The sequence below is a fragment of the Nesterenkonia sp. E16_10 genome, from assembly GCF_017347085.1.
Lineage (GTDB): Bacteria > Actinomycetota > Actinomycetes > Actinomycetales > Micrococcaceae > Nesterenkonia.
This window is the reverse complement of sequence record NZ_JADPSA010000022.1, coordinates 16,995-41,519: the sequence shown is the minus strand read 5'-3', so window position 1 is coordinate 41,519 and position 24,525 is coordinate 16,995. Positions and strand designations below refer to the sequence as shown.

Annotated in this window: 21 protein-coding genes; 11 read left to right on the top strand and 10 right to left on the bottom strand. The window is 69.0% G+C overall.

The genetic code is table 11. From position 1 onward, the window contains the following. Positions 1-85 precede the first annotated feature (85 nt). The 4 genes from I2487_RS06540 to I2487_RS06525 are packed head-to-tail and all read left to right on the top strand — an operon-like array spanning position 86 to position 4,486. Positions 86-958 carry a MetQ/NlpA family ABC transporter substrate-binding protein gene (locus I2487_RS06540; RefSeq protein WP_207170274.1) on the top strand — a complete coding sequence of 291 codons (873 nt, stop codon included), beginning with the start codon at positions 86-88 and terminating at the stop codon, positions 956-958. Continuing rightward, positions 955-1,857: a MetQ/NlpA family ABC transporter substrate-binding protein gene (locus I2487_RS06535; protein ID WP_207170275.1), complete on the top strand. Its 903-nt coding sequence runs from the start codon at positions 955-957 to the stop codon at positions 1,855-1,857. Before I2487_RS06540 ends, I2487_RS06535 begins: the two co-directional genes overlap by 4 nt. Next, positions 1,854-3,074, top strand: coding sequence for an acyl-CoA dehydrogenase family protein (locus tag I2487_RS06530; protein ID WP_255546003.1), 1,221 nt, complete (start codon positions 1,854-1,856; stop codon positions 3,072-3,074). Before I2487_RS06535 ends, I2487_RS06530 begins: the two co-directional genes overlap by 4 nt. After that, positions 3,071-4,486: an LLM class flavin-dependent oxidoreductase gene (locus I2487_RS06525; RefSeq protein ID WP_207170277.1), complete on the top strand. Its 1,416-nt coding sequence runs from the start codon at positions 3,071-3,073 to the stop codon at positions 4,484-4,486. Before I2487_RS06530 ends, I2487_RS06525 begins: the two co-directional genes overlap by 4 nt. On the opposite strand, the gene I2487_RS06520 is transcribed toward I2487_RS06525, so the two are convergent. The 7 genes from I2487_RS06520 to I2487_RS06490 all read right to left on the bottom strand — a co-directional run bounded on the left by I2487_RS06520 (position 4,420) and on the right by I2487_RS06490 (position 11,736). Next, positions 4,420-5,385, bottom strand: a complete 966-nt coding sequence (locus I2487_RS06520; RefSeq protein WP_207170278.1) for a hypothetical protein — start codon at positions 5,383-5,385, stop codon at positions 4,420-4,422. The two genes, I2487_RS06525 and I2487_RS06520, sit on opposite strands and share 67 nt — an antisense overlap. 87 nt (positions 5,386-5,472) lie before the next feature. Continuing rightward, positions 5,473-5,898, bottom strand: coding sequence for a hypothetical protein (locus I2487_RS06515; protein WP_207170279.1), 426 nt, complete (start codon positions 5,896-5,898; stop codon positions 5,473-5,475). A 133-nt stretch (positions 5,899-6,031) separates the two neighbouring features. Then, the gene (gene panD, locus I2487_RS06510; RefSeq protein ID WP_207170280.1) at positions 6,032-6,454 is read right to left on the bottom strand and encodes an aspartate 1-decarboxylase; all 423 of its coding nucleotides are present in this window, start codon (positions 6,452-6,454) and stop codon (positions 6,032-6,034) included. Between the two features lie 58 nt (positions 6,455-6,512). Next, positions 6,513-9,068 (bottom strand): HAD-IC family P-type ATPase, encoded by a 2,556-nt coding sequence (locus I2487_RS06505; protein WP_207170281.1) that lies wholly within the window; start codon positions 9,066-9,068, stop codon positions 6,513-6,515. Between the two features lie 23 nt (positions 9,069-9,091). Beyond that, entirely contained in the window at positions 9,092-10,174 is a 1,083-nt protein-coding gene (locus tag I2487_RS06500) for a hypothetical protein (RefSeq protein ID WP_207170282.1), read from the bottom strand. A gap of 41 nt (positions 10,175-10,215) precedes the next feature. Beyond that, complete coding sequence (locus I2487_RS06495) at positions 10,216-11,178, bottom strand: AEC family transporter (RefSeq protein ID WP_207170283.1); 963 nt, start codon at positions 11,176-11,178, stop codon at positions 10,216-10,218. A 90-nt stretch (positions 11,179-11,268) separates the two neighbouring features. Beyond that, positions 11,269-11,736 carry an SseB family protein gene (locus tag I2487_RS06490; protein ID WP_207170284.1) on the bottom strand — a complete coding sequence of 156 codons (468 nt, stop codon included), beginning with the start codon at positions 11,734-11,736 and terminating at the stop codon, positions 11,269-11,271. Between the two features lie 99 nt (positions 11,737-11,835). On the opposite strand from I2487_RS06490, the gene dcd reads away from it, so the two are divergent. Next, positions 11,836-12,414 (top strand): dCTP deaminase, encoded by a 579-nt coding sequence (dcd, locus tag I2487_RS06485; protein ID WP_207170285.1) that lies wholly within the window; start codon positions 11,836-11,838, stop codon positions 12,412-12,414. Between the two features lie 61 nt (positions 12,415-12,475). On the opposite strand, the gene I2487_RS06480 is transcribed toward dcd, so the two are convergent. After that, positions 12,476-13,849, bottom strand: a complete 1,374-nt coding sequence (locus I2487_RS06480) for an MFS transporter (RefSeq protein WP_207170286.1) — start codon at positions 13,847-13,849, stop codon at positions 12,476-12,478. A gap of 115 nt (positions 13,850-13,964) precedes the next feature. Between I2487_RS06480 and I2487_RS06475 the strand changes: the two genes are divergently transcribed. Genes I2487_RS06475 through mnhG form a run of 6 tightly spaced genes read left to right on the top strand, consistent with a single transcriptional unit; the run spans position 13,965 to position 21,167 of the window. Continuing rightward, a complete protein-coding gene (locus tag I2487_RS06475) occupies positions 13,965-17,039 on the top strand; it encodes a Na+/H+ antiporter subunit A (protein ID WP_218624174.1) in 3,075 nt (1,024 codons plus the stop codon). Continuing rightward, on the top strand, positions 17,036-17,761 hold the full coding sequence (locus I2487_RS06470; RefSeq protein ID WP_207170287.1) for a Na(+)/H(+) antiporter subunit C: 726 nt from the start codon (positions 17,036-17,038) through the stop codon (positions 17,759-17,761). Before I2487_RS06475 ends, I2487_RS06470 begins: the two co-directional genes overlap by 4 nt. Next, positions 17,761-19,491: a Na+/H+ antiporter subunit D gene (locus I2487_RS06465; protein ID WP_207170288.1), complete on the top strand. Its 1,731-nt coding sequence runs from the start codon at positions 17,761-17,763 to the stop codon at positions 19,489-19,491. Before I2487_RS06470 ends, I2487_RS06465 begins: the two co-directional genes overlap by 1 nt. Continuing rightward, positions 19,491-20,213: a Na+/H+ antiporter subunit E gene (locus I2487_RS06460; RefSeq protein WP_207170289.1), complete on the top strand. Its 723-nt coding sequence runs from the start codon at positions 19,491-19,493 to the stop codon at positions 20,211-20,213. Before I2487_RS06465 ends, I2487_RS06460 begins: the two co-directional genes overlap by 1 nt. Then, positions 20,213-20,788 (top strand): MrpF/PhaF family protein, encoded by a 576-nt coding sequence (locus I2487_RS06455; RefSeq protein WP_207170290.1) that lies wholly within the window; start codon positions 20,213-20,215, stop codon positions 20,786-20,788. The genes I2487_RS06460 and I2487_RS06455 overlap by 1 nt, the downstream gene beginning before the upstream one ends. Beyond that, positions 20,781-21,167 (top strand): monovalent cation/H(+) antiporter subunit G, encoded by a 387-nt coding sequence (mnhG, locus tag I2487_RS06450; RefSeq protein WP_207170300.1) that lies wholly within the window; start codon positions 20,781-20,783, stop codon positions 21,165-21,167. The genes I2487_RS06455 and mnhG overlap by 8 nt, the downstream gene beginning before the upstream one ends. Positions 21,168-21,251: 84 nt before the next feature. On the opposite strand, the gene I2487_RS06445 is transcribed toward mnhG, so the two are convergent. Beyond that, positions 21,252-23,828 carry an ATP-binding cassette domain-containing protein gene (locus I2487_RS06445; RefSeq protein WP_207170291.1) on the bottom strand — a complete coding sequence of 859 codons (2,577 nt, stop codon included), beginning with the start codon at positions 23,826-23,828 and terminating at the stop codon, positions 21,252-21,254. Continuing rightward, positions 23,821-24,486, bottom strand: a complete 666-nt coding sequence (locus I2487_RS06440; protein ID WP_207170292.1) for an ECF transporter S component — start codon at positions 24,484-24,486, stop codon at positions 23,821-23,823. Before I2487_RS06440 ends, I2487_RS06445 begins: the two co-directional genes overlap by 8 nt. Positions 24,487-24,525: the final 39 nt, after the last annotated feature.

The following is a 24,525-nucleotide window of genomic DNA, read 5'->3' as shown; positions in this document are numbered from 1 at the left end:
GGCGGGCCTCCGACCGCGCGCCCGGCCCCTTCCCGCACACCCTCTGGGCCCCCTGTGGCCCCGCCAGAGAAAGCAGCTCAAACCCATGCATCCTCCACGCCCCGCGATCCTCGCCGGCGCAGTCCTCTCCGCCGCCGCCCTGAGCCTGACCGGCTGCGGGCTGGTGGAGGACGATTCCACCATCAGCATCGTGGTCACCGAGTCCGCGCCCTTCCAGGAGCCCGCCGAGATCGCCGCAGAGCTGCTCGAGGAGCAGGGCTACGAACTGGACATCACCTATATGACCGACATCGTCCAGCCCAACCAGGTGGTCGACCAGGGTGAGTTCGAGGGCAACTACTTCCAGCACCTCGCGTATCTGAACAACTTCAACGCGTCCAACGACACGCAGGTCGAGCCGCTGTTCTCGGTCTACTACGCCCCGGCCGGGCTGTTCTCGCTGGAGCATGACTCGCTGGAAGAGCTGCCCGATGGGGCCGAGATCAACCTGCCGGTGGACCCCTCGAACAACGGCCGGGCGCTGCAGCTGCTCGCCGACGAGGGCCTGATCGAGATCGACGAGAGCGTCTCGATCATCGACCTGACCCAGAACGACATCACACAGAATCCCCGGGACTTCCGATTCGTGGAGACCGACCAGCAGTCCGCCGCGCAGGTGCTGCCCGACGTCGACGCCGGCTTCGCGTTCGTCCGGCTGATCGCCGAGGCCGACCTCGACGTGGAGCAGACGGCGCTGAGCATCGAAGACGGCCGCGAAGAGGTGCGCACCCCGTTCACCTGTGTGGTCGCCGTCGGACCAGACGGGGTCACCGATGAACAGGCGCAGGCGCTGCAGGACGCCTTCCAGTCCGAGGAGGTCCAGCAGTGGTTCGAGGACTACCAGGGCGGGGTCATCGACTTCGAGGACTTCATCACCATCGACAATGCCGAAGAGATCTGGACGGACTTCAGCGCATGAGCACCTCCAGCGCCCCCACACTCTCCCGGCGTCGAGTATTGAGCGGCTCACTGGGCATGGCTGCTCTGCTCGGCGTCGGGAGCCTCACCTCCGGCTGCGGACTGGTGGACCGGATCGGCGGTGAGCGCACCCTGCGCCTGGTGGTCACCGAGAACGCACCCTTCCAGGAGCCGACCCAGCTCGCCCAGCGCATCCTGGAGGCCGAGGGCTGGGAGTTCGACGCCACCTACGTCACCGACATCATCCAGCCCAACCATGCGGTGAACAATGGCGAGTACGACGTCAACTTCTTCCAGAACATCAGCTACCTGCGCCAGTTCAACGAGGACAACGACCTGGACATCGAACCGATCTTCTTCATGTTCGAACAGCCCTCGGGCATCTACTCCCAGCCCTACGACTCCCTGGAGGAGATCCCTGACGGCGCCCAGATCGCGCTGCCGGTGGACACCGCGAACAACGGACGCGGGATACGGCTGCTGGCCCGCGGCGGACTGATCGAGATCGACGAGTCCAAGCCGGTGGCCGCGCTGAGCGTCCACGACATCACCGCCAACCCCAAGAACCTGGCGTTCATCGAGGTGGACCAGCAGTCCGTGGGGCAGATCTACTCCGACGTCGACGCCGTCTTCGGTTTCGCCCGGCTGCTCGCCGAGGTCGATGTGCTCCCCGAGGAGGTGCTGATCATGGAATCGGCGGAGGAGGCGCTGCCCTTCGCACTGGCCGTCTGCGCCCGACCGGGCTTCCGAGAGGAGGAACCCGAGCGATACCAGGCGCTCAAGGCTGCCTATCATTCCGCGGAGGTCCGTGAGTGGTACGGCGAGTATCTCGACGGGCTGCTCACCCCGGCCTTCGACCGAGACATCGACGCCGCATGGAAACAGGTGAACGGATCATGAGTCGCAACATTCCACCCGAGCTGCTGAGCCGCATCAGGGAGGGTGCCGTCCAGCGGGAGTTGGAACGGACCCTGCCCTTCGAGCAGGTCGGCTGGCTCGACGGGGCCGGGTTCGGCGCGCTGCGCGTACCGGCGGAGTTCGGCGGCGAGGAGCTGAGCCTGGAGGAGCTGATCACCGAGGTGATCGCGCTCGCCGAAGCCGATTCCAACATCGCCCACCTCTACCGGGGACACTTCGGGTTCGTCGAGTCGCTGCGCTTCCAGCCGGCGCCGGTGCGTGAGCTCTGGTACGCCCGAGTGCGCCGGGGCAGCACCGTGGGAAATGCCTCCACCGAAAAGGGCGGCAACGCGCTGGGCAGCCTGAACACCCGACTCGAATATGACGAGCACGGCGCCGTCCGGCTCACCGGAGAGAAGTACTACTCCACCGGCACCATCTTCTCCAGCTATACCCGGGTCTCGGCCGCCCAGGCGCTCGAGGGGGAGGGGCGGCGCTTCGCGGTGGTGCCCACCGATGCCCCCGGAGTGACGCTGCTCGATGACTGGGACGGCTTCGGGCAGAAGCTCACCGGCACCGGCACCACGCTGCTGGACGCCGTCGCGGTGGAGGATCTCGGGGTGCTCGCACGCCGGCCCGGGGACCACGAATCCGTCCATGAGGCGGCGTTCTTCCAGCTGTACCTGCTCGCCGTGCAGGTCGGCATCGCCAAGGCGGCGCTGGCAGACGCCACCGCCACCCTGGCCCGGCGCACCCGTACCTTCAACACCTCCACCGCGGGTCAGGCCTTCAGCCACGACCCGCTGATCCAGCAGGTCGTGGGCCGGATGTCCTCGAAGGCCTTCGTGGCCGAGGCCGCGGTGCTCCAGGCGGCCCGCACCCTGGACCGGGCGCTGAGCGCAGGCCTGCAGGCCGGCACCGCAGACCCCGGATTCGACGCCGAGCCCCCGGCTGCGGTCCACCAGGCGGAGATCGCGGTGGAACAGGCCCAGGTCAGTGTGCCTGAGCTGGTGCTGGCGGTGACCTCGGAGCTGTTCCAGACCGTGGGCGCCTCCGCCACGCTGCGCACCAAGGCGCTGGACCGGCATTGGCGCAACGCGCAGACCATCGCCACCCACAACCCGATCGTCTTTCGTGCCCGCTCGCTGGGCGAGTACGAGATCAGCGGCACCGTGCCCCAGGGGCTCAACGCCATCGGCGAGGCCAAGGAGAGCTCATGACCATCCATTTCAACGCCTTCGACATGTTGGTCCCGGTGCACCAGTCGCCAGGCCTGTGGCGCCACCCTGAATCCCGGATCGAGGAGTTCGACACGCTGGAGTACTGGACGGAGCTCGCCCGGACCGTGGAGCGCGCCGGGTTCTCCTCGCTGTTCCTGGCGGACATTCCCGGGGTCTACGACGTCTATGGCGGCACCGCCGAGGCTGCGGCCCGCGGCGGAGTGCAGTTTCCGCTGCTGGACCCCCAGGTGATCGTGCCTGCGCTCGCGGCGGCCACCACGCATCTCGGCTTCGGGCTGACCGCCTCGGTCACCTATGAGCCGCCCTACGCGCTGGCCCGACGCTTCGCCACCCTGGATCACCTCACCCGGGGTCGGATCGCGTGGAACATCGTCACCAGCTATCAGGACTCCGCGGCGCGCAATCTCGGACTCCTCGCGCAGATCCCGCATGACGAGCGCTATGACCGCGCGGATGAGTACCTCGAGGTGATGTACAAGCTCTTCGAGCATTCCTTCGAGGCGGATGCGGTGCTGGCGGACCGGTCCACCGGGGTCTTCGTGGACCCGGAGAAGGTGCACCCGATCAAGCACGAGGGGGAGTGGTTCAGCGTGCCCGGTGAGATGCTCACCCATCCGGGGCCGCAGCGGACGCCGCTGCTCTTCCAGGCGGGCTCCTCCGCCCGGGGGCAGAAGTTCGCGGTGGACCACGGCGAGGCGATCTTCGTGATCAGCTCCTCCCCGCAGCGGCTGGCGACCCAGGTCTCCGGCACCCGGGGCGCGCTGCTGGAGGCGGGCAGGGATCCCGAATCGGTCCGGTTCTTTGCCATGGCCACCATCGTCGTGGCGGAGACCGAGGAGCTGGCTCAGGCGCGGCTGCGTGAATACCGCGAGTACGTGGACACCGCCTCGGCGCTCGCGCTCTTCGGCGGGTGGACCGGGGTGGATCTCTCGGGGCTGCACGAGGACGATGTCCTCACCGACGTCACCACCGAGGCGAACCGGTCGGCGCTGGCGATGTTCACCAAGGACCCGACCCGGCGCTGGACCGTGCGTGATGTCGCGGAGTTCATCTCCATCGGTGGCCGAGGTCCGTTGATCGTCGGGGACCCGGTGCAGGTCGTCGACGAGCTGGTCCGGTTCAAGGAGCTCTCCGGGGTGGACGGGTTCAACATCTCAGCGGCGGTGCGTCCCGCGGACTTCGAACGTTTCGAGAGCTTCGTGACTCCGGAGCTGCAGCGCCGCGGCCTGCTGCCCCAGCGTCCCGAGACCCCGGTGACGCTGCGCGAGACGCTGCTCGAAGCGGGGCCGCACCTGGGCGCGGATCACCCCGCGCGCCGGGCCGATCACCGGGAGGCGCGCAGCAGGATCTCCTCGGCGATCGCGCCGGCGACGTCTCTGGGCTCCCCGTAGCCGGGCAGATGCGCGAGGCTGATATCGGCATCGGGCAGCACCGCCAGCACGACGGCGCCCTCGGTGGACTCCAGGTCAGGGACCTGGAGATCCACGGCGGCGGCGAAGAGTCCGGGGACCGCCATGACCGCGTCCACTGCAAGCTCATGCAGCGCATCGGGCAGCGTGGTCGTCACATCGATGCTCAGCCCGCCGGCCGAGATCGCCAGCGAGTCCTGCAGTCGCACGAGCGCGCCCTCGGTGGGCACCTCCTCGGGGTCCAGGCCTCGCTGGCGCAGCTTCTCCCGCGCTGCGGGCGCCGACGCCTCGGAGGTGCTGGGCAGCGCGGTGCTGCTCAGCAGCGCATGCCGGCTCCGGGCCCGGGCATCGGCATGCAGCAGCTGCTCCAGTGTCGAGCTGCCATCGCCGAGCACCGTGGCTGGCAGTCGCAGCAAGGAGGCCGACACCCGCTCACCCACGACGAAGGCGCGGACCGTGGACGGCGCTGCGAGCTCCTCGGCATCGGTCGGGGCTGAGAGCTCGGTCGGCGGCACGGACTGGGTCGAGTCCTCAGACTCGACAGACTCGACAGGCTGCGTTGACTCGGCACCCTCTACCGGCTCCGCCGGCAGCGGCACCTCCTGGAGCTCCAGGTGCCGGCGCAGAAGCAGCGGATCCGCGACGATCCGCCGCGCGTGCGCACTGACCAGGGTGGTCACGACCGAATCCATCCCGCCGACCACCACCCCGCCGAAGACGAAGACCTGGCTGTGTTCACCCACCGGCTTCAAGGTCACTCGCCGGCGCCGCAGGGCTCGCCGCAGCAGCTGGTCGTGCCGCGGGGCCTCCGGGTACTCGTTCAGCGAACGGCTGCCCAGAGTCTTGCGGATCAATCGGGTGGTGGATTCTTCAGTCGGCATAGGTCTCAGGATATAGGTCGGCCGCGGGCCCTCGCCCTTTTCCAAAGGCGAGTGCCCACGGCCCTCACTGCTTGGCAGTGCCTGGGTTCAGCGTGCGTTGGTCCCGGAGGAGCTGCTCGAGGAGCCGTTGCCCTTGGAGGACTCGCGGGCCTGCTTGTCCGCGGCGTCGGCCTGCTTCTCGACCTTCTCGGCGGCCTGATCCACCAGCTTCTCGGTGTTGGCGCCGGCCTTCTTCACGGCGTCCTCGGCGCGCGCGGCGGCGTCGACCGCCACGTCGGTCACCGGTGCGGCGGCGTCGTCGGCGTGCTTCTTGACCGAGTCGGCCACGGTGGAGACGTACTGCTTGGCGGTCTCTCCGGCCTTGGTCACGGTGTCCTGGACCTTGGGGTCCTTCCAGGTCTCCGCGGCGCTCTTCTTCACGGCGCTGAGGCTCCGCTCGAATTCCGCTTGGCCGCGCTTGCTGCCGATGATGTAGCCGATGGCAATGCCGGCGCCCAGTGTGAACAGTCGCATGGTCAACTCCGTTCTGACGGTGGATGAGTCTCTCGTGTCTTACGAGTCCCTCTAGAACTTAGTCTGCTTTGCAGACCGATGTCACGGCCATGACCCCTGATGGCCCCTGAGGCCGCCCTGACGCGACCCTGATTCAGCCGACGACGGCGGTGCGCGGGTTCAGCTGGTCCGTCGCGCCGGGCACCGGCTCGGCCGGGTCCTGGCCCAGCTCGACGATCCGGTTCTCGCCGTTCACATGCACCACCTTCGGGCGGTGATCGGCGAGCTCGGCGGCGTCGAGCATCACATAGGAGATCAGGATGATCAGGTCACCTGGATCCACCAGGTGGGCGGCGGCGCCGTTGATCCCGATGACCCCGGAGCCGCGTGGACCAGCGATGGTGTAGGTCTCCAGCCGTGCGCCGTTGGTGACGTCGACGATCTGGACCTTCTCACCCTCGACGATCCCGGCGGCCTCGAGCAGATCGGTGTCCACGGTGATGGACCCCACATAGTGCAGGTCCGCGTGGGTCACGGTGGCCCGGTGGATCTTGCCGCCCAGGACGGTCCTCAGCATGCTCGGCTCGCTTTCGACGAAGGAAGTGTTCTCATCACCTGGTCCATTATCCAGCGTCCTAGCCGGGCTCGGTATTCCCGGGCTCGGCACGGCGCTGGGTCAGCGCGGTGACCGCCCGGCTCCCGACCTCGACGAGCCCGCAGCCCAGGATGCTGGAGATCAGCGCGACCGTCAGCAGCTCTGCCGAGGGCATCGCGAAGAGGTGGTACTGCTGGGAGATCGGGACCAGCAGCACCGCGGCGAGGAGCAGATACATGGACCCGATCAGAGCCACCCGGGGCCAGGTCAGCGGGCGCAGCGCCATGTTGAGCACCCAGAGTCCCACCGCGGTCAGGCACAGCGTGGCCGCCGTCTGGATCGCCGCCGCGGGTTCCTGCAGGTAGCGGCCGAAGGCGCTGACCGTGACCACGGCGAGCACGATCGCGATCGCGCTCGGCAGCGAGAAGTACAGCGAGCGGCGCAGGAACCCCGGGCGGTAGCGCCGCGGATTGGGTATCAGAGCCAGGAAGAACGCCGGAAACCCGATCATCAGGAAGTCCACGGTCGAGAACTGACGCGGAAGGAACGGGAACTCCCAGAACAGCAGTCCGTAGATCAGCCCGAGCAGGATCGCATAGGCGGTCTTGGACAGGAACAGGTGCGCCACCCGCTCGGTGTTGGCGATGACCTTGCGGCCCTGTTCCAGCACCGAGGGAAGCCGGTCGAAGCGCCCGTCCAGCAGCACCATCCGTGACACGGCCTTGGTGGCCGGTGCGCCGTCGCCCATGGCGATCCCCAGGTCGGCCTTCTTCATGGCCAGCGCGTCGTTGACCCCGTCCCCGGTCATCGCGACCACGTGCCCGGCCGCCTTCAGCGCCTCCACCATGGTGCGCTTCTGCTCGGGGGAGACTCGGCCGAACACCGAGTGGTGCTCCAGCATCTCGCGCAGCGCCGCGGGATCTCCGGTGAGCGTGGAGGCATCCACGGCATCGCCCTCGATGACCATGCCCACCTCGCGGGCCACCGCGGCCGCGGTCTTGGGGGAGTCCCCGGAGATCACCTTCAGCGCGATGTTCTGTTCGCGGAAATACTCCAGCGTGGCGTGAGCCTCGGGGCGCACGTTCTCCTTGAAGGTCAGCAGCGCCACCGGGACGAGTCCATGCGGCAGCCGCTGCCCGCGGCCCAGCGGCCCGGTGCCGCCGGGAAGGATCGGACCGTCCAGCGGCGCATGGGCCAGCAGCATCGTGCGCAGGCCGCGGCTGGAGAGCTCATCGGTGCGGCGCAGCAGCGCCTCCGTGTGCACCTGCGGATCGGTGGCGTCGCCGCGCAGGATCTCCGGGGCGCCCAGCACCCAGTGCCCGGCCAGCCCGCCCGCGTCCGCGGCGAAGCTCACCGCGGAGAAGCGCCGGGCCGAGGAGAACTGGACCTGGCTGGCCGCCCGGTGCCGGGGCAGCGCGCTGTAGGGCGCGCGCAGCGCGGCCGCGGTGGCGTTCGCGCCCTCATCGGCGCCGAAGAAGGCCAGCACCTGCTCCCACTCCCGGGTCCCCTCCAGGGCGGTGGACTCCGGGTCGCGGCGGGCGGGGGCCGGCAGTCCCCGTGGGCTCAGCGCGGTGGCCCGGTGGAACGCGATGGTCCCGTCGGTCAGCGTGCCGGTCTTGTCCAGGCAGACCACGTCGACCCGGGCGAGGATCTCCACGGCCGGCTGCTCCTGCAGCAGCACGTTCTCCCGGGAGAGCTTCACGGCGGCCACGGCGAAGGCGATGGTGGTCATCAGGGCCAGCCCCTGCGGGACCATCGCGGTCACCGAGGACACCGCGGTGACCAGCGCGTCCCGCCACTGGCCCGACTCCCAGGCGGCGCTCCAGCCGCCGAAGGCCTGCATCTGGCCGTTGAGCACCACTGCGACGATGGGCACCAGCACCATCGAGAGCCAGAACGCGATCTTCTCCATCGCGCGGCGCAGCTCCGAATTGATCTTCTGATAGCGCTTGGCCTCAGTGGCCAGCCGCACCGCATGGGCCCGCTCGCCGACGGCGGTCACCCGGAACCTGCCGGATCCGGCCACCACGGCGGTCCCGGAGAGGAGCCGGTCATCGCGGCGCTTGGCCACGGCGTCGGACTCTCCGGTGAGCATCGACTCGTCCACGTCGAGTCCCTCGGCGCGCAGCACCTCGCCGTCGGCGGGGATCTCGTCGCCGCGGTGCAGCTCGACCACGTCGTCGAGCACGATCTGCTCACGGTGGATCTGCAGGAGCATCCCATCGCGCAGCACCCGCACCTCGTCCTGGTGCAGCAGCGCGATGGCATCGAGCTTGCGCTTCGCGCTGTACTCCTGAAAGAGCCCGATGAACACGTTGGCCACCGCGGCGACGGCGAAGAGCAGGTCCAGCCAGCGTCCCAGCAGGATGATCGCGAGCGCGCAGAGCCCGATGATGAGATTGAACAGCGTCATCAGATGGGTGCGCAGGATGTCGGTGATCGAACGCGAGGTGGTGCGCGGCTGGACATTCGCGAGGCCCAGCCGGTTGCGTTCCAGCACCTGGACCGAGTTCAGCCCGGCGGCCTCGAGCGTCTTGGGGTCCACTGCAGACCTCGTCTCCGCGGGGTCGCGGATCGCAGTCTTCTGGGCAGCCACAGGGCCAGAGTCTACCGTTCGGGTCAATCGGAGCCGGAGACCGCGACGATCAGCTCTTCGCCGCTGGCGCCCACCGCGATGTTCAGGCCGAACTCGACCTGGTGGCTCTCCTCGAGCGCGGCGCCGTCGTGGAAGTGCCGCGAGTCGAAGCTGACGGTGGCCGCCATGTCGGTCTCGGCGGCATCCCAGCCCTCCTCGTCGAAGTCCAGGGTGAGCTCATCCGGCTCGGGCATGTTCCACCGGATGGACTCGGTGACCACCTGGTTGGGGGTGTTGATGCCCATCGGGCAGCCAGCGGGCATCAGCACCTGTTGCTCGGCGCAGCCGTCGAGGTAGGTCTGGACCTCTTCGCGGAGCATCGTCTGGGCGGCCTCGGAGGCCTCGAGCTCCAGGGTGATCTGGTGGGGCTCTGCGGCCTCACTCTGCTCGCCGTCTGCACCACCCTCCTGGACCACCACGTACCGTGAGCGACCGACCAGCCATTCGCTCTCCACGGCGACCTCCACCACCGCCGGGACGTAGCTGCGCAGCCTGACGGAATCCTCCTCGAGGTTCACCGGCTCGCCGTTCACGGTGATCTGTGCGATGCCGCCGGCGGCGGCGCCGGGCACATCGATCTGCAGCTGACTCATCGAGGCCGTCGTGAGCTCCCAGTCCGGGAAGAAGGCCAGCGTGTTTCGCGGCGCGGCCATGGGCAGCCGGGTCTCGAAGGACTCACCCTCGACCTCGAACTGCATCACCGCTCGGGCCTGCGCGTCCGTGGTCTGCCCGAACCGGGGGTTCTCGACGCCGGCGGTGCTGCGCGCGAGCGCTTCGCCGTCGAGCAGGACGCTGTCCACCGGGTCGGTCTCTGTGGCGTCGAGCGCCGCAGGATCGAAGAACCCCAGCGCCTCGGATCCGCTGCCTCGCGTGATCGAGTCCCAGTACTCCTGCGCGGTGTGGCCGGGGGTGTAGATCTTCTCGCTGACCTGCCAGATCGCGACGCCGCCGGCCGCCAGTGCCATGACCAGCGCGGCCGCCCAGGCCACCAGCAGTCCGCGGTGGGAGCGCCGGTGCTCGGCCGCCTCCGGTGGGGGCGGCGGGGCGGAGTGATGGGCCTGCGACATAGGGATCAGCGTAGCAACCACCGGCCCGGGCGCCGGGCGGTTCAGCCCAGGAGCGCCGCGACCAGCACCACGGTGGGGATCGCCGCGATGGTGGTCAGCAGCACCGTGTCGCGGGCGATGACCTCACCGGTCTGATAGCGCACGGCCGTGACCAGGACGTTCTGTGCCGTGGGCAGGGCCGCCATGACCACGGCGACCAGCACCTGATGGTCCTCGAGTCCGAAGACGAACGCCGCGAGCAGCCAGGCCAGCACTGGGTGCAGGACCAGTTTCAGGGCGGCGGCGAGGAACACGTCACGACGTCGTCCGGTGGCCCGGTCCAGCGGCCGGCTGCCCACCAGGGAGAGACCGAAGGCCAGCAGCATCAGCGGGATCGAGGCTCCGGCGAGCAGCTCGATGGCCTCCTGCACCGGGGTGGGGAAGCGCAGCTCCTGCCAGGAGAAGATCAGGCCCAGGCCGGCTCCGATGATCATCGGGTTCACCGCCGACTGTCCGATGCTGCGCACCGCCGAGATCCGTGGCCGCGGCCGCACCTTCGTGGTCGTGCCCTGGTCGCGGGTGAGCAGGTCCAGCGCAGTGACGTAGATGGGCGTGTAGATCGCCAGCTGGAACATGATGATCGGCGCGGCGAGCGCGACGTCGCCGAGCACATAGGCAGCGATCGGGAAGCCGAGGTTCGCACCGTTGACCAGCGAGCCGCTCATTCCGCCGATCATCAGATCGGAGCCCGCGCGACCCTTGAGCAGCAGGAAGCGTCCGAGCAGGATGAAGACCACCAGGCTCAGCAGCGCTCCGATCGTGGCGATCGCGAACTGCGGGCCGAGCACCTCGCGCAGCGAGGACTCGGAGATGGTGACGAAGAGCAGGCAGGGGGAGGCGACGAAGAACGCGACCCGGCTCATCACCACGCGCGCGTCGGGGCCCAGGACCCGGAACCTGCCGATGATCCAGCCGACCCCGATGATCAGCCAGATGATGGTGAAGCCGGAGAGGACCGCGCCCATGTCACTCCTTGCGGCTCGTCCGGCAGGTTCAGCTCATCACTGTAACCCGGTCCGGGGTGAGCCCGGCGCTGCCACTCAACGGAGATCAGCTCATTGCTGGGCTTCGGCGTCCTCGGCGGGGCTGATGAAGTCGGTGCGGATCCGCTCCACACCTTCCGCGGAGATCTGGAACCCGTGCTCCTGGCCGGCGTCGATCATGATGCCGGCGCCGGTGATGGACTGCACGATCGCGACTCCGGGGGCCTCCACGGCATGCGGAGCGTGCTCCTTATAGTCCTCGGGGATGTTCCCGGTGGTGCTGAACAGCGCGATCAGCGGGTTGCCCTCGTTGTCCTGCAGCGTGAGCGGGTTCACCGAACCGGTCTCATCGCTGACCTCCTCGGGGCTGAGGAAGTAGACGCTGCTGGTCAGGAAGGCGCGGATGATCTCGCCGGCCTGGGCCTTGCCGTCCCGGCCCTCGATGAGAACCTGCTCAAGCGTGGCGGCGGAACCGACCTGCTCGGCGGTGGTCTCGGCGGCGGGTGTCTGTTCTGGCTGAGTGTTGGGTGTCTCGGTCATGCCTCTACGCGATCATGGACGCGCGCAGAATGCAATGCGAGCAGGCCCACCTCGTCTCCGATCATCTCCGCCGACGCGACGCTGGGGTATTTTGGGCAGGTGCTGCTATCTGATCGAGACATCCGAGCCGAGATCGACGCCGAGCGGATCAAGCTGGACCCGCTGGAGCTCTCGATGATCCAACCCTCAAGCGTGGACGTCCGCCTGGAACGGATGTTCCGGCTGTTCGACAACCACAAATACGCCCACATCGATCCCGCGGCGGACCAGCCAGAGCTGACTCGGCTGGTGGAGGTGGATCCCGAGGAGCCCTTCATCCTGCATCCCGGGGAGTTCGTGCTCGGCGCCACCTACGAGTCGGTCACCCTGCCCGAGGACGTCGCGGCCCGCCTGGAGGGCAAGAGCTCGCTGGGCCGGCTGGGACTGCTGACCCACTCCACCGCGGGGTTCATCGACCCCGGCTTCTCCGGACAGGTCACTCTGGAGCTCTCCAATATGGCCACGCTGCCGATCAAGCTGTGGCCCGGGTCCAAGATCGGTCAGCTCTGCTTCTTCCGGCTGAGCTCTCCCGCCGAGCACGGCTACGGCTCCGGTGCGCACCAGTCTCGCTACCAGGGCCAGCGCGGGCCCACGGCCTCGCGCAGCCACGAGAACTTCCACCGCACGATCATCAGGTAGCGCGCCTGCGGCGCTGGGCGCCCCGTGCACCTGCGGCGCTGGGCGCCCAGCGCGCCCGCGCTCAGCTGCCGACGCGCACCCGGTGCTCACGCATCTTCGCCGGACCGGTGGGGTTGTGCACCAGCGTCAGGGTGGCCAGGCCGATGCTCAGGATCACCACCACGCCGAGGATGATCGCCTTATCGCTGCCGCCGGCGCTGAACAGCAGCAGCGCGATCAGCCCCGGGGTCAGGAAGGACACGCTGCGCCCGGCCGTGGCGTAGAGCCCGAAGAGCTCCCCGGCCCTGCTCGGCGGAGCCAGCCGGGCCAGGAAGGCCCGCGAGGAGGACTGGGCCGGGCCCACGAACACGCAGAGCATCAGCCCGAAGACCCAGAAGGCGCTCGTCGGGGTGATCACGAGGCCGCCGAGGCTGCGCTCCACATCGAGGAAGCACAGGAGCCCGGCGGTGAGGATCAGCGCGGTCACACAGGTGGCGATCACCCGGCGCGGACCGACCCGGTCATCGAACCAGCCCCCGATGAACGCACCCAGCGCGGCCGCCACGTTCCCGGCGATGCCGAAGAGCAGGATGTCGGAGGTGGTGAATCCGAAGACCGTGACGCCCAGGATCGCGCCGTAGGTGAACACCGCAGAGAGCCCGTCGCGGTAGATCGCCGAGGAGACCAGGAACCAGAAGGTGTTCCGGTCCTCGCGCCAGAGCCCGATCACCAGCCCGATGAGTCGGCGGTAGGACTCTAGGATGCTGACCCGGTCCTGCACCACCTCCTGATCCGCGGTCTTCAGCGGCGTCAGCAGCAGCGGCAGCGAGAAGATCAGGAACCAGGCGGCCGCCACCAGCGCCACCGCCCGGACATTGACCATCTCGTCCTCGCCGAGCCCGAACAAGTGTGGCGGCTCCCCGGCGACCAGCCCGAAGTAGACGATGGCCAGGATCGCGATGCCGCCCAGATACCCGGAGCCCCAGCCGATGCCCGAGACCCGGCCCATCCGCGGGGAGTCTGCGATATCGGTGATCATCGAGTTGTAGTTCAGGTTCGCGAACTCATCGAAGAGCGTCATCGTGGCCATCAGGGTCACCCCCAGGACCAGGTAGGCCTGGTCCGGCTTCACGAAGAAGCAGGCGGCGACCAGCGCGATGACGATCAGCGTGTTGAGGGCGAGCCAGCGACGTCGTCGGCCTCCGTTGTCCGCGCGCTGCCCGATCACCGGCGCGGTGAGCGCGATGATCAGCCCGGCGATGGTGTTCGCGGTGGTCAGATACTGCGTGCCCTGCCCGCCGGGCCCGACCGCGTCAGCGATGTAGGTGCCGAAGACGAAGGTGACCATCACCGCGCTCACGGTGGCGTTGCCCCAGCTCCACAGGCTCCAGACCGCGATGAGCCGCTTCTTCAACGGCTCGAGGACGGTGCCCGCGGCGGGCTCACTGGTGCTCATTGCGGCATAGTAACCCTGGTTTGTTAACATTGAGGGGATTGCCGCCGCAGAACCTGGATTCAGGAACTCGCCGTTGGGCGAGCGAGGCATGGATGACTGGAGAGGAGCGGGGTACATGATCATTGGGATGCTGGCTGTGCTGTTCTCGCTCAGCGTCCTGACCCCCTTCCTGTTCCACCGGTTCGGCCGCCGCACCTTCTTCTTCCTCGCCGCGGTCCTGGCCGTGGCCATGTTCGCGATCCTCAGCTACGTCCCCGCCGTGCTGGAGGCCGATCAGGCCGCCGGCATCGGGGCGCCCAACGCCCCACCGGCCGAGGTGATCGAGTGGATTCCGCAGTTCGGCGTGGAGCTCGCGTTCCGGATCGACGCCCTGGGGCTGGCCATGTCGGTGCTGATCCTCGGCGTCGGCGCCCTGGTGATGCTCTACTGCGCTCGCTACTTCTCCGCCTCCGAGCGCGCCGCAGGTCCCTTCGCCGCGGAGCTCTTCGCCTTCGCCGCCTCGATGCTGGGCCTGGTGCTCGCCGATGACCTGGTGATGCTCTTCGTGTTCTGGGAGCTCACCACGATCCTGTCCTTCCTGCTGATCGGCTTCTCCGCGCACCGGATCTACGCCCGCCGCTCCGCGATCCAGGCCCTGCTGGTGACCACCTTCGGCGGCCTGGCGATGCTGGTGGGCCTGCTCTGGCTGGGCCAGCTGGCCGGAAGCTACCGGCTCTCCGAGATCCTCGCCGCCGCCCCGGACCTGACCTCCGACCCGGCCACGGCGACCGCGGTGGACATCGCGGTGGTGCTGGTCCTGCTCGGTGCGCTCTCGAAATCCGCGCTGGTCCCGTTCCACTTCTGGCTGCCTGCCGCGATGGCCGCGCCGACCCCGGTCTCGGCGTATCTGCATGCCGCCGCGATGGTCAAGGCCGGGGTCTACCTGGTGGCCCGGTTCGCTCCGGGCTTCTCCGAGACCAGCTTCTGGCTGCCGCTGGTGCTCGGGCTCGGGCTGCTGACCATGCTGGTCGGCGCCTGGCGGGCGCTGCGCCAGACCGACATCAAGCTGGTGCTCGCCTACGGCACGGTCTCCCAGCTGGGCTTCCTGATCATGATCAACGGGCTGGGCACCGAGGACGCGGCGCTCGCCGGCCTGACGATGCTGCTGGCCCACGGGTTGTTCAAGGCCGCGCTGTTCATGGTCGTCGGGATCATCGACCACCAGTCCGGCACCCGTGACCTGCGCAAGCTCTCCGGTCTGGCCCGCACCCAGCGCCCGCTGTTCATCGTCGCGCTGATCAGCACCGCCTCGATGGCCGGGCTGCCACCGCTCTTCGGCTTCGTGGCCAAGGAGGTCGTCTTCGAGTCCTTCTTCGGCTACGCGGAGGCCAGCGGCGAAGGATCGCCGCTGATCTGGGGCTGGCTGGTGCTGATCGGCGTGGTGCTGGGCTCCGCGCTGACCGTGGCCTACTCCGCCCGGTTCCTCTGGGGTGCCTTCGCCACCAAACGAGAGACCTCCGGGGCCTCCTTGGCGCCGATCGTGTTCAAGGGCCCGGTGCCGCGGGTCTTCCTGGCCGCGCCGATGATCCTGGCGGCGATCACGGTGGGGCTGGCGCTGTTCCCCCAGCCGGTGCAGGCGCTGGTGGAACCCTGGGCCACCTTGTTCGCTCCGGTGGATCCGGCGGTCGAACCGACCTATCTCGCGCTCTGGCACGGGCTGACCCCGGTGCTGGGGCTCTCCGTGCTGACCTGGGTGCTCGGCTATCTGCTCTTCCGCACCCGGGAACCCTTCGCCCGCCTGCAGGCCAAGGTGCCACCGGTGCTCGACGCCGAGCGCGGCTACCGGGCCTCGGTCCGGGGGGTCGACATGCTCTCCTCCTGGGTCACCGCGCGGACCCAGCGCGGCGCGCTGGGCTGGTACCTGTTCATCATCCTCGCCGTGGCGACCGTGGTCCCGCTCAGCGTGGTGGTCTTCGGCGCCCCCGGAGGCGCCGGGGTGACCGACCGGTGGATGCTGGACTCCTTCATCATCGCCGAACAGCCGCTGCAGGTGGTGCTGGCTCTGATCATCCTGGCCGGTGCCTCCGGTGCGATCTGGGCGCCCAAACGCTTCATGGCGGTGCTGATGGTCTCACTCTGCGGCTGGGGCATCGCCGGGATCTTCGCCCTGCAGGGCGCCCCGGACCTGGCGCTGACCCTGCTGCTGGTGGAGTCCATCGTGCTGGTGGTCTTCGTCCTGGCGCTGCGCAGCCTCCCGGCAGGGATCTGGACCCAGAGCCCCACCCGATTCAAGTTCGGCCGCGCGGCCCTGGGCATCGGCTTCGGCGCGGTGATGATGGCAGTCACGGTGATGGCGATGAACGCCCGCTCCGCCGATCCGGTCTCCGTGGAGTATCCGTGGATGGCCTACGAGGTCGGACAGGGCGCGAACATCGTCAATGTCACCCTGGTGGACATCAGGGTCTGGGACACCTTCGGTGAGATCACCGTGCTCGCGGCCGCGGCGACCGGCGTCGCTTCACTGATCTTCGTGAAGCGCCGCGACGTGCAGCGCCGAGAGCTGCACGAGGTCCCCAGCGGCACCGTGGGACGGGTGCTCTCGGACAAGGCGCTCTCCCCGCGCCAGGTCCGCGAGATCCAGGTCGCCCGCTCCTTCGCCACCGTGGCCCGCGAGGCCTGGCTGGTGGCCGGGCGCACCGTCGCTCCGGAGCACCGCAGCATCGTCTTCGAGGTGGTCACTCGGTTGATGTTCCACGGCATCATCATGATCTCGCTCTACCTGCTGCTGGCTGGACATAATCTGCCGGGCGGCGGGTTCGCCGGCGGCCTGCTGGCCGGTCTGGCGTTCGTGCTGCGCTACCTGGCGGGCGGGCGCTACGAGCTCGAGGCCGCGATCCCGTTCTCCGCCGGCGCCCTGATGGGCTGGGGTCTGGCGATCGCCTGCTTCACCGGCCTCACCCCGCTGATCGCCGGCGGGCAGGCCTTCCAGTCCTTCGACTTCTACCTCACGCTCCCGATCCTCGGCGAGCATCACTTCGTCTCGGCGATCCTCTTCGACCTCGGGGTCTACCTGGTGGTCATCGGCCTGATCGTGGACATCCTGCGCAGCCTCGGCTCGGAGATCGATGTTCGCAGCGAACGTGAGGGCCAGCGCGCCACCACCACCGCCCACGGCATCCACGGCGAGACCTCCGCGGGGGTGGCCCGATGACCGTCAACCTGACCCTGCTGGTGCTCATGGGCGCGCTCTTCGCCATCGGCATCTACCTGCTGCTGGAGCGTTCGCTCACCCGGGTGCTGCTGGGCATCATCCTGATCTCCAACGGCGTGAATCTGCTGCTGCTGCACACCGCGGGACGCGCCGGCCTTGCCCCGATCTATTCACCCGAGGTCGGTGCGGAGGAGTATCTGGATCCGTTGCCGCAGGCGCTCCTGCTCACCGCCATCGTGATCGCCTTCGCCCTGGTCAGTTTCATGCTCGCGCTGATCTACCGGTCCTGGGTGCTGGCCCGCCAGGATGAGCTCGCCGATGACGAGGAAGACCGCCGCGTCGCCTCCTACGCCAAGGTCCATGACACCGAGGAAGACGCCGAGCTGGCCACCGAGACCACCGAGTTCGCCGACGACACCGACTCCGCAGGCCGCCAGCTGCTGAACCCGCGTCGCGGATCAGACGCCGTGGACCAGGCAGGTGCTGTCGATGAGACCGATGCGGTGCGAGGAACCGGCGACGTCGAGGCGGCACATGAGGCGTGGTCTGAGAACGACGCCCCTCCCGGCGGCGAGATGCATCCCGATCAGCTCGACGTCACTCACGGAGCCGGACGCGTCGACGGGCCGCCACGTCAGGCCCCGACAGATCCCGATGCCGATCCGAGCGAGGACCCGGATCCCCGTGACGGCCCCGACCCGACCGAAGGAGGCCAGCGCTGATGAACACCGAATTCCTCAGCTTCACCCCGCTGGCCGTGCTGATCCCGTTCTTCGGGGCGGGCTTCGCCTTCGCCTTCTATCGCAACAAGTCGGCCCAGCGGGCGATCACCATCGGTGCGCTCGTGCTCACGGTGATCCTCGAGGTCACGCTGCTGAGCCAGGTCTGGAACGGCGGCGCCCACGCCATCCACCTGGCTGGCTGGCCGGCGCCCTTCGGCATCGTGATGGTGATCGACCGGTTCGCGGCGCTGATGCTCGTGGTCTCCTCGATCATCACCCTGTGCGTGCTGCTCTACGCGGTGGGCCAGGGCGCCGCCGAGGAGAAGGACGACTCCGGCCCGGTCTCGATCTTCTACCCGACCTACCTGATCCTGGTCGCCGGGGTCTCCAACGCCTTCCTCGCCGGGGACCTGTTCAACCTCTACGTGGGCTTCGAGATCTTCCTGACCGCCTCCTATGTGCTGCTGACCCTGGGCGGGGGTGAGTCCCGGATCCGTGCGGGCGTCACCTATGTGGTGGTCTCGATCATCTCCTCGATGCTCTTCCTGATCACGATCGGCATGATCTACGCCGCCACCGGCACGGTGAACATGGCCGATCTCGCGCTGAAGCTCGGCGACCTCGACCCCAGCGTGCAGCTGACGCTCCACGTGATGCTGCTGGTGGCCTTCGGCATCAAGGCCGCGGTCTTCCCGCTGGCCTTCTGGCTGCCGGACTCCTATCCCACGGCCCCCGCCCCGGTCACCGCGGTCTTCGCCGGTCTGCTCACCAAGGTCGGCATCTACGCGATCATCCGGACCGAGACGCTGCTGTTCCCGGGGGAGCGGATCAACACCGCGCTGATGATCGTGGCGGCGCTGACCATGCTGGTCGGCATCCTCGGCGCCCTGGCACAGGCGGACATCAAGCGGATGCTCTCCTTCACCCTGATCAGCCACATCGGCTATCTGGTGTTCGGCCTCGCGCTGAGCTCGATCATCGGCATGGCGGCCACCATCTACTACGTGGCCCACCACATCACGATCCAGACCACGCTGTTCCTGGTCACGGGTCTGATCGAACGCCGTTCCGGGACCTCGAACGTGCTGCGGCTGGGCGGACTGGCGAAGATCTCCCCGGTGCTGGGCCTGCTGTTCTTCATCCCGGCGATGAACCTCGCCGGGATCCCGCCGTTCTCCGGGTTCATCGGCAAGCTGGGCATGATGCAGGGCGGTATCGCGGAGAACACCTGGATCACCTGGACCTTGGTGATCGCCTCGGTGGTGACCTCCCTGCTGACCCTGATGGCGGTGGCCAGGATCTGGACCCGCGGCTTCTGGCGCAAGCCCGAGGACGCCGATGAGACTCCCGAGCGGCAGCTGATGTCCAAGACCCTGGCCCACTCCCGGGCGGCGAACAAGCGCTACCTGCCGATGTCCATGGTGGCGCCCACCGCGGCACTGGTCGCCATGTCCCTGGCGTTCAGCGTCTTCGCCGGTCCGATGATGGACTTCTCCCGGGCCGCTGCGCAGGACATGTACGAGCGCACCCCCTACCTGGAGGCCGTCTTCGGTCCCGAGCGCACCGAGGGCGTCCGCGATGAGCTCGAGGACTTCGCCGCCACCTTCCTGATCGACTATGAGACCGACGACGGCGGCGCAGCCGAGCACGCCCCCGTGGAGACCTCGCTGCAGCCCGACGACGAAGAGGCCGAGGTCGTCCCGGAGATCACGGACGGGGATGATCAGTGATGAAGAGACCCAAGACTCCGCTGAAGCTTGAGCTTCCGCTGATCGCCTTCCTCGGCTTCTTCTGGATGGCCATCTGGCAGGACTTCTCCCTCGGCACGTTCATCATCGGCGTCGTCTACGCCACGATCATCGTCCGGGTGTTCTACCTGCCGCCGCTGCGCGGCAGCGGCCGGCTGAACCCATGGTGGGGACTGGTCTTCACCGTGCGCTTCCTGGGCAAGATGATCGCCGCCTCCTTCCAGGTCTCCTGGATCGCCATCGTCGTGGGTCCACGCGTGAGGAACTCGATCATCTCGGTCCAGCTGCGCAGCCACGATGACCTGATCGTGACCCTCACCGGGCACGCGCTCGCGCTCGTGCCGGGATCCCTGGTCCTCGACGTCGACCGAACGACTGCCACGCTCTACCTGCACACCCTCGACGTGAAGTCCGATGAGGACGCCGAGAAGATCCGCCAGGACGCGTTGAAGACCGAGGCGCTGCTGATCCTCACCTCGGGGAGCCGCTCGGATGTGGCAGTGGTCAGGGCCGAGAAGCGTCTGGGCAGGATGTCCGGCTTCTCCAAGACCGAGCGTGAGGCCCCGTTCATCCGCCGCGGCGGCGGTCCCAGCCGGGCCGACCGGGCTGCCGAGCGCGCCGCCGGCCAGACGCCGGAGCATGCCGACGACGCCGCCAGTGCCGGCTCTCCCGAGCGGGTCACGATCGAGGAGGTGGAGGACTGATGCTGGAGATCGCCGTGCACATCACCCAGGTCCTGCTCGCGCTCGGCGCAGTCGGGAGCGTCTACCGCATTTACCAGGGCCCCTCCGTGCTGGACCGGGTGATCAGCCTCGATGTCATGCTCATCATCGTGGCCTCGATGATGATCGTGGACATGGTGGTCAACGACCATCAGGATTTCATCCTGTTCGTGGTGATCACCGCTGTGATCGGGTTCCTCGGTGCCGTGGCCATCGCGCGCTACGTGGTCGTGCGCTCTCCCGAAGAGGTCGCCGGTGGGACCTCGGAGCAGGACCCGTACCCGACCCCTCCGGTGGCCCCGGCCATTCCCGGCGCTGCCGCGGAGAACGAGCCGGAGGCCCCGCACGACCCCGTGAGCACCCCGAGGATGCCTGGACTGGAGGAGGGAGAGGACGAGTCCACCTCCTGGTTCTCCGCCCTGGCCCGCTCCGGGTTCACCCCGCGCCGGCATGAGGACGAGGCCAAGGGCCCCGCTCCCGCGCAGAGCGCAGACCCCGAGGCGGACCTCGAGCGCCCGCCTGGTCCGCCCTCACAGCAGGAGGACCGTGATGATTGAATCTCTCGACGCAGATCTGATCCTCGACGCCGTGGCCTCGGTGCTGCTGGTGATCGGCGGGCTGATGTCCCTGGCCGCCGGCATCGGCCTGGTCCGGCTGCCCGACCTGCACTCGCGGATGCACGCCGCGACCAAGCCCCAGGTGCTGGGCCTGATTTCTCTGCTGCTGGCAGCCGCGATCACCTGGCGGTCCTGGGAATGGGTGGCGATCGTGGTGCTCGCCTGGGGCCTGCAGCTGCTCACCGCCCCGGTCAGCGCCCATGTGGTGGGGCGCTCGGGCTACCGGACCAAGCACATGCGCCGCGATCTGCTGACCCACGACGAGCTTGCCAGCGCGGTGGAGCGGATCAGCCGGGACACCCCGCCCACCCGGGGCTGACCAGCCTGAGCCTCACCCGGCTCTGGGCAGCCAGGCGCTCACCCGGCTCCGGGCAGCCTGAGGCTCACCCGGCTCTGCAGCCGATCAGGTCCAGACGAAGTTCCAGGCCCCGCTGAGCACCGCCGCGGTCACCGCCAGCGCCCCGATCAGGGCGCCGCCCAGGATCACCGGCAGGTCCGCAGCGCTGAACCGGGCGGGGCGCGCCCAGCTGCGCGGACCCGCGCCGAACCCGCGGGACTCCATGGTCACGGCGAGTCGGGTGGCCATCCGGATCGCCTGCACCAGAAGACCGAACGCCTGCGAGGCGGTGCCGCGCATCCGTGCTGCGGCTCCGCCATGCGTGCCCACCCCGCGGGCCCGGCGGGCCTGTCCGATGGTTCGCCAATGCTCCGCCAGCAGACCCAGCAGCCGCATCGCAGCCAGCGCCCCGAGCACGAACCGTGCCGGCAGCCGCAGCTGCTGGGCCAGTGAGTCCGCCAGGTCGGTGGGATCCGTGGTGGAGAACACGATCACCGAGGGCAGCACGATGGCCAAGGCCCGGGCGCCCAGCGCGAGCCCCAGCGCGATCGACCCCTCGCTGATCGTGGTGAATCCCAGGTCCAGGAGCACCCGCCCGGACTCCTCGGCCGCGATCGCGGTGCCCCAGGCGGCCAGCACCGCGCCCGCGGCAAAGGGCCAGATCCGCCGCAGGAAGCCCGCCGGACGGATCCCGGCCAAGGGCAGCAGCGCCAGGGTGGCCAGGATGACGACCCCGGAGCTCACCACATCGATGGTCATCACCAGCGCCGCCGTGATCAGGAAGACGGCGATCAGCTTGGCCAGCGCATTGCGCCGACCCAGCCAGGACAGTGAGCGCACGGCGGCGAAGAGTTCCCCGCCCGGCGCCCCTGGCTGCTCACCGGTCATCGGACCCCCAGGCTGTCCATCGGCCCCCGGCGCAGCCCGGTCGGTGCCGCCGATCTCGAGCTCCCCTATCTGGAGCTCCTCGGCCTGAAGTCCGCGCAGGAAGTCCGCATCGTGGGTGACCGCCAGCACCGTGCCACCGGAGTCCAGATGCTCCCGCAGCAGCGAGATCAGTTCCGCGAAGGTTCGCGCATCCTGACCGAACGTGGGCTCATCGAGCATCAGCACCGGCGGCCCGGCCGAGAGCACCGTGCCCACCGAGAGGCGGCGCTTCTCCCCGCCCGAGAGCGTGAACGGGTTGGCCTCGGCCAGCTCGGAGAGTCCAAGCCGCTGCAGCAGCCCGGTGACCCGGTCCGTCACCTGCGCCTCGGTGAACAGCGGATCGGAGGTGCCGGGGACCTTCGCCTGCTGCGCCCCGAGGGCCAGCTCCTCGCGCACCGTGCCGCGCACGAACTGGTGCTCCGGCTCCTGGAACACCACGCCGATCCGGGCGACCAGGTCGGCGGAGCGCCATTCATGCGGGTCCGCGGCCAGCCCTGCGCCAGCCTCACCACCCTTGAGCTCCGCCGTCGCGGCGAGGCTCCCGGCGTGGCCGGGCAGCAGCCCCGCCAGGGTCAGCAGCAACGTGGACTTCCCCGCGCCGTTGGCACCGGTGATGCCCAGAGCCTGGCCGCGACGAATCACCAGATCGAGGTCGGTGAGCGTCGGCGCGGCGGGCTGGGTGCTGCGCCAGCCAGCCTTGGGGGAGTGCCGGCCCACGGCGAGGCCGTCGGCCAGCAGCAGCGGCTCGCCCGTCGCCGGCACAGGCATCCCGCCCCGCGCAGATCTCGCATCCCGCACAGACCCCGCATCCTGGGCAGGCCCATCCGGCGGCACCGCCACCCGCGGCCAGGCCGGCAGCTCCTGCAGCGGGTTGCGACCCGGGACCCAGAGCCCCATCGCGCCCAGCTCCTGGCGCAGCGCAGGGTCGGTGAAGATCGCTGCCGCGGGACTGCGCCTGCGGATGCCGCCCCCGGTCTCGAGCACGAGCAGCGTGTCCATCTGCTCCGCCCAGCCCTCAGGGCGATGCTCCACCAGGATGACGGTGGCACCGGTGGCCTCTGCGGCGGAGAGCACCGCGTCACGGACCTGCCGGACGCCTTCGGGGTCCAGGTTCGCGGTGGGCTCATCCAGCAGCAGCAGTCCCGGGCGCATCGCGAGGATCCCTGCAAGGGCGAGCCGCTGCTTCTGTCCTCCCGAGAGCTTCGCGCTCGGATGGTCCAGGCCGAAGCCCTCCAGGCCCACCTCGGTGAGTGCCTCGCGCACCCGTTGCCAGATCTGCTCCCGGGGCACGGCGAGGTTCTCGGCCGCGAAGGCGACGTCGTCGCCGATTCGGGAGAGCACCACCTGAGATTCCGGGTCCTGCTGCATCAGTCCGGCCCGGCCTCGGGCCTGGTCGGGAGCGACGCCGTCGAGCAGCAGCTGCCCGTGGACCTCGGCCTCGTCGTCGTGGAGCACCGCGGCCAGCGCGTGGAGCAGGGTGGACTTGCCCGCCCCGGAGGGTCCGGTCAGCAGCACCTTCTCCCCGGCGGCGATGCTCAGGTCCAGGCCCGCCACGGCGGGACGTTCCCGCTCGGCATGGGTCCAGGACCATCCCCGTGCGGTGACGGCCACTCCGGCGTCGGGTCGCGTCCTGGTCGTGTCGCCGCGGGCGAGCCCGGCCACGCCTGGAGCCTCACCCGCATGCTGACCCGCCGGATCACCCACCGCATCACCCATGTGAGCGGCCGAGACTCAGTCGCGGCTCCCGATGCGCCCGCCGGGAGGCCAGCGGTCCCAGCACCGAGGCCGCCGCGAGCCCGCGGGTGGCGAGCCAGGGGAGCACCCCGGCGATGATCGCCCCGGAGAGCGCGAAGCAGGCGATGTGGATGATCGTCTCCAGGGGAGCGTAGGCGTACATCGGCACGATCCAGTGATAGGTGATCCCGCCGGTGAGCCCGGAGGCGGCGCCGGCCAGCATCGCGACCTCCAGCGAGAACCGGCGGTAGACCACGGCCAGGAAGATCAGCTCAGCCCCGAGGCCCTGCATGAAGCCGGAGGAGAGCACGGTGAGCCCCCACTGCGAACCCAGCAGAGCGGACACCGCCGCGGCGACCATCTCGCAATAGATCGCGGCGCCCGGCTTGCGGATGACCAGGGCGCCCAGGACGGCTGGGAAGAGCCACATCCCGTGCACCAGGGTCTCCACCGGAGGGTAGAGCACGAAGAGGTTCCCGACCAGGTGATAGCTGAGGTTCCAGCCCCAGAAGATGACCCCGGAGGCGACCGCGAGCACCGAGGCGACCACGATGTCGGACACTGACCAGCGCCATGACCGGGCGGGGAAGTGTGTGCCTGTGCCGCGGCCTGCGGCGGCCGTGCGATTGCTGCTGCTCATGATGCTTCTCCCTATGAAGGTGAGTGCGGACCAAGAGCA

What these genes read in the sequence shown, in the direction of transcription:
- I2487_RS06540 (WP_207170274.1), top strand. Translation starts at nt 86, where the DNA reads ATGCATCCTCCACGCCCCGCGATCCTCGCCGGCGCAGTCCTCTCCGCC.
- I2487_RS06535 (WP_207170275.1), top strand. Translation starts at nt 955, where the DNA reads ATGAGCACCTCCAGCGCCCCCACACTCTCCCGGCGTCGAGTATTGAGC.
- I2487_RS06530 (WP_255546003.1), top strand. Translation starts at nt 1,854, where the DNA reads ATGAGTCGCAACATTCCACCCGAGCTGCTGAGCCGCATCAGGGAGGGT.
- I2487_RS06525 (WP_207170277.1), top strand. Translation starts at nt 3,071, where the DNA reads ATGACCATCCATTTCAACGCCTTCGACATGTTGGTCCCGGTGCACCAG.
- I2487_RS06520 (WP_207170278.1), bottom strand. Translation starts at nt 5,385, where the DNA reads ATGCCGACTGAAGAATCCACCACCCGATTGATCCGCAAGACTCTGGGC.
- I2487_RS06515 (WP_207170279.1), bottom strand. Translation starts at nt 5,898, where the DNA reads ATGCGACTGTTCACACTGGGCGCCGGCATTGCCATCGGCTACATCATC.
- panD (WP_207170280.1), bottom strand. Translation starts at nt 6,454, where the DNA reads ATGCTGAGGACCGTCCTGGGCGGCAAGATCCACCGGGCCACCGTGACC.
- I2487_RS06500 (WP_207170282.1), bottom strand. Translation starts at nt 10,174, where the DNA reads ATGTCGCAGGCCCATCACTCCGCCCCGCCGCCCCCACCGGAGGCGGCC.
- I2487_RS06495 (WP_207170283.1), bottom strand. Translation starts at nt 11,178, where the DNA reads ATGGGCGCGGTCCTCTCCGGCTTCACCATCATCTGGCTGATCATCGGG.
- I2487_RS06490 (WP_207170284.1), bottom strand. Translation starts at nt 11,736, where the DNA reads ATGACCGAGACACCCAACACTCAGCCAGAACAGACACCCGCCGCCGAG.
- I2487_RS06480 (WP_207170286.1), bottom strand. Translation starts at nt 13,849, where the DNA reads ATGAGCACCAGTGAGCCCGCCGCGGGCACCGTCCTCGAGCCGTTGAAG.
- I2487_RS06475 (WP_218624174.1), top strand. Translation starts at nt 13,965, where the DNA reads ATGATCATTGGGATGCTGGCTGTGCTGTTCTCGCTCAGCGTCCTGACC.
- I2487_RS06470 (WP_207170287.1), top strand. Translation starts at nt 17,036, where the DNA reads ATGACCGTCAACCTGACCCTGCTGGTGCTCATGGGCGCGCTCTTCGCC.
- I2487_RS06465 (WP_207170288.1), top strand. Translation starts at nt 17,761, where the DNA reads ATGAACACCGAATTCCTCAGCTTCACCCCGCTGGCCGTGCTGATCCCG.
- I2487_RS06460 (WP_207170289.1), top strand. Translation starts at nt 19,491, where the DNA reads ATGAAGAGACCCAAGACTCCGCTGAAGCTTGAGCTTCCGCTGATCGCC.
- I2487_RS06455 (WP_207170290.1), top strand. Translation starts at nt 20,213, where the DNA reads ATGCTGGAGATCGCCGTGCACATCACCCAGGTCCTGCTCGCGCTCGGC.
- mnhG (WP_207170300.1), top strand. Translation starts at nt 20,781, where the DNA reads ATGATTGAATCTCTCGACGCAGATCTGATCCTCGACGCCGTGGCCTCG.
- I2487_RS06445 (WP_207170291.1), bottom strand. Translation starts at nt 23,828, where the DNA reads ATGGGTGATGCGGTGGGTGATCCGGCGGGTCAGCATGCGGGTGAGGCT.
- I2487_RS06440 (WP_207170292.1), bottom strand. Translation starts at nt 24,486, where the DNA reads ATGAGCAGCAGCAATCGCACGGCCGCCGCAGGCCGCGGCACAGGCACA.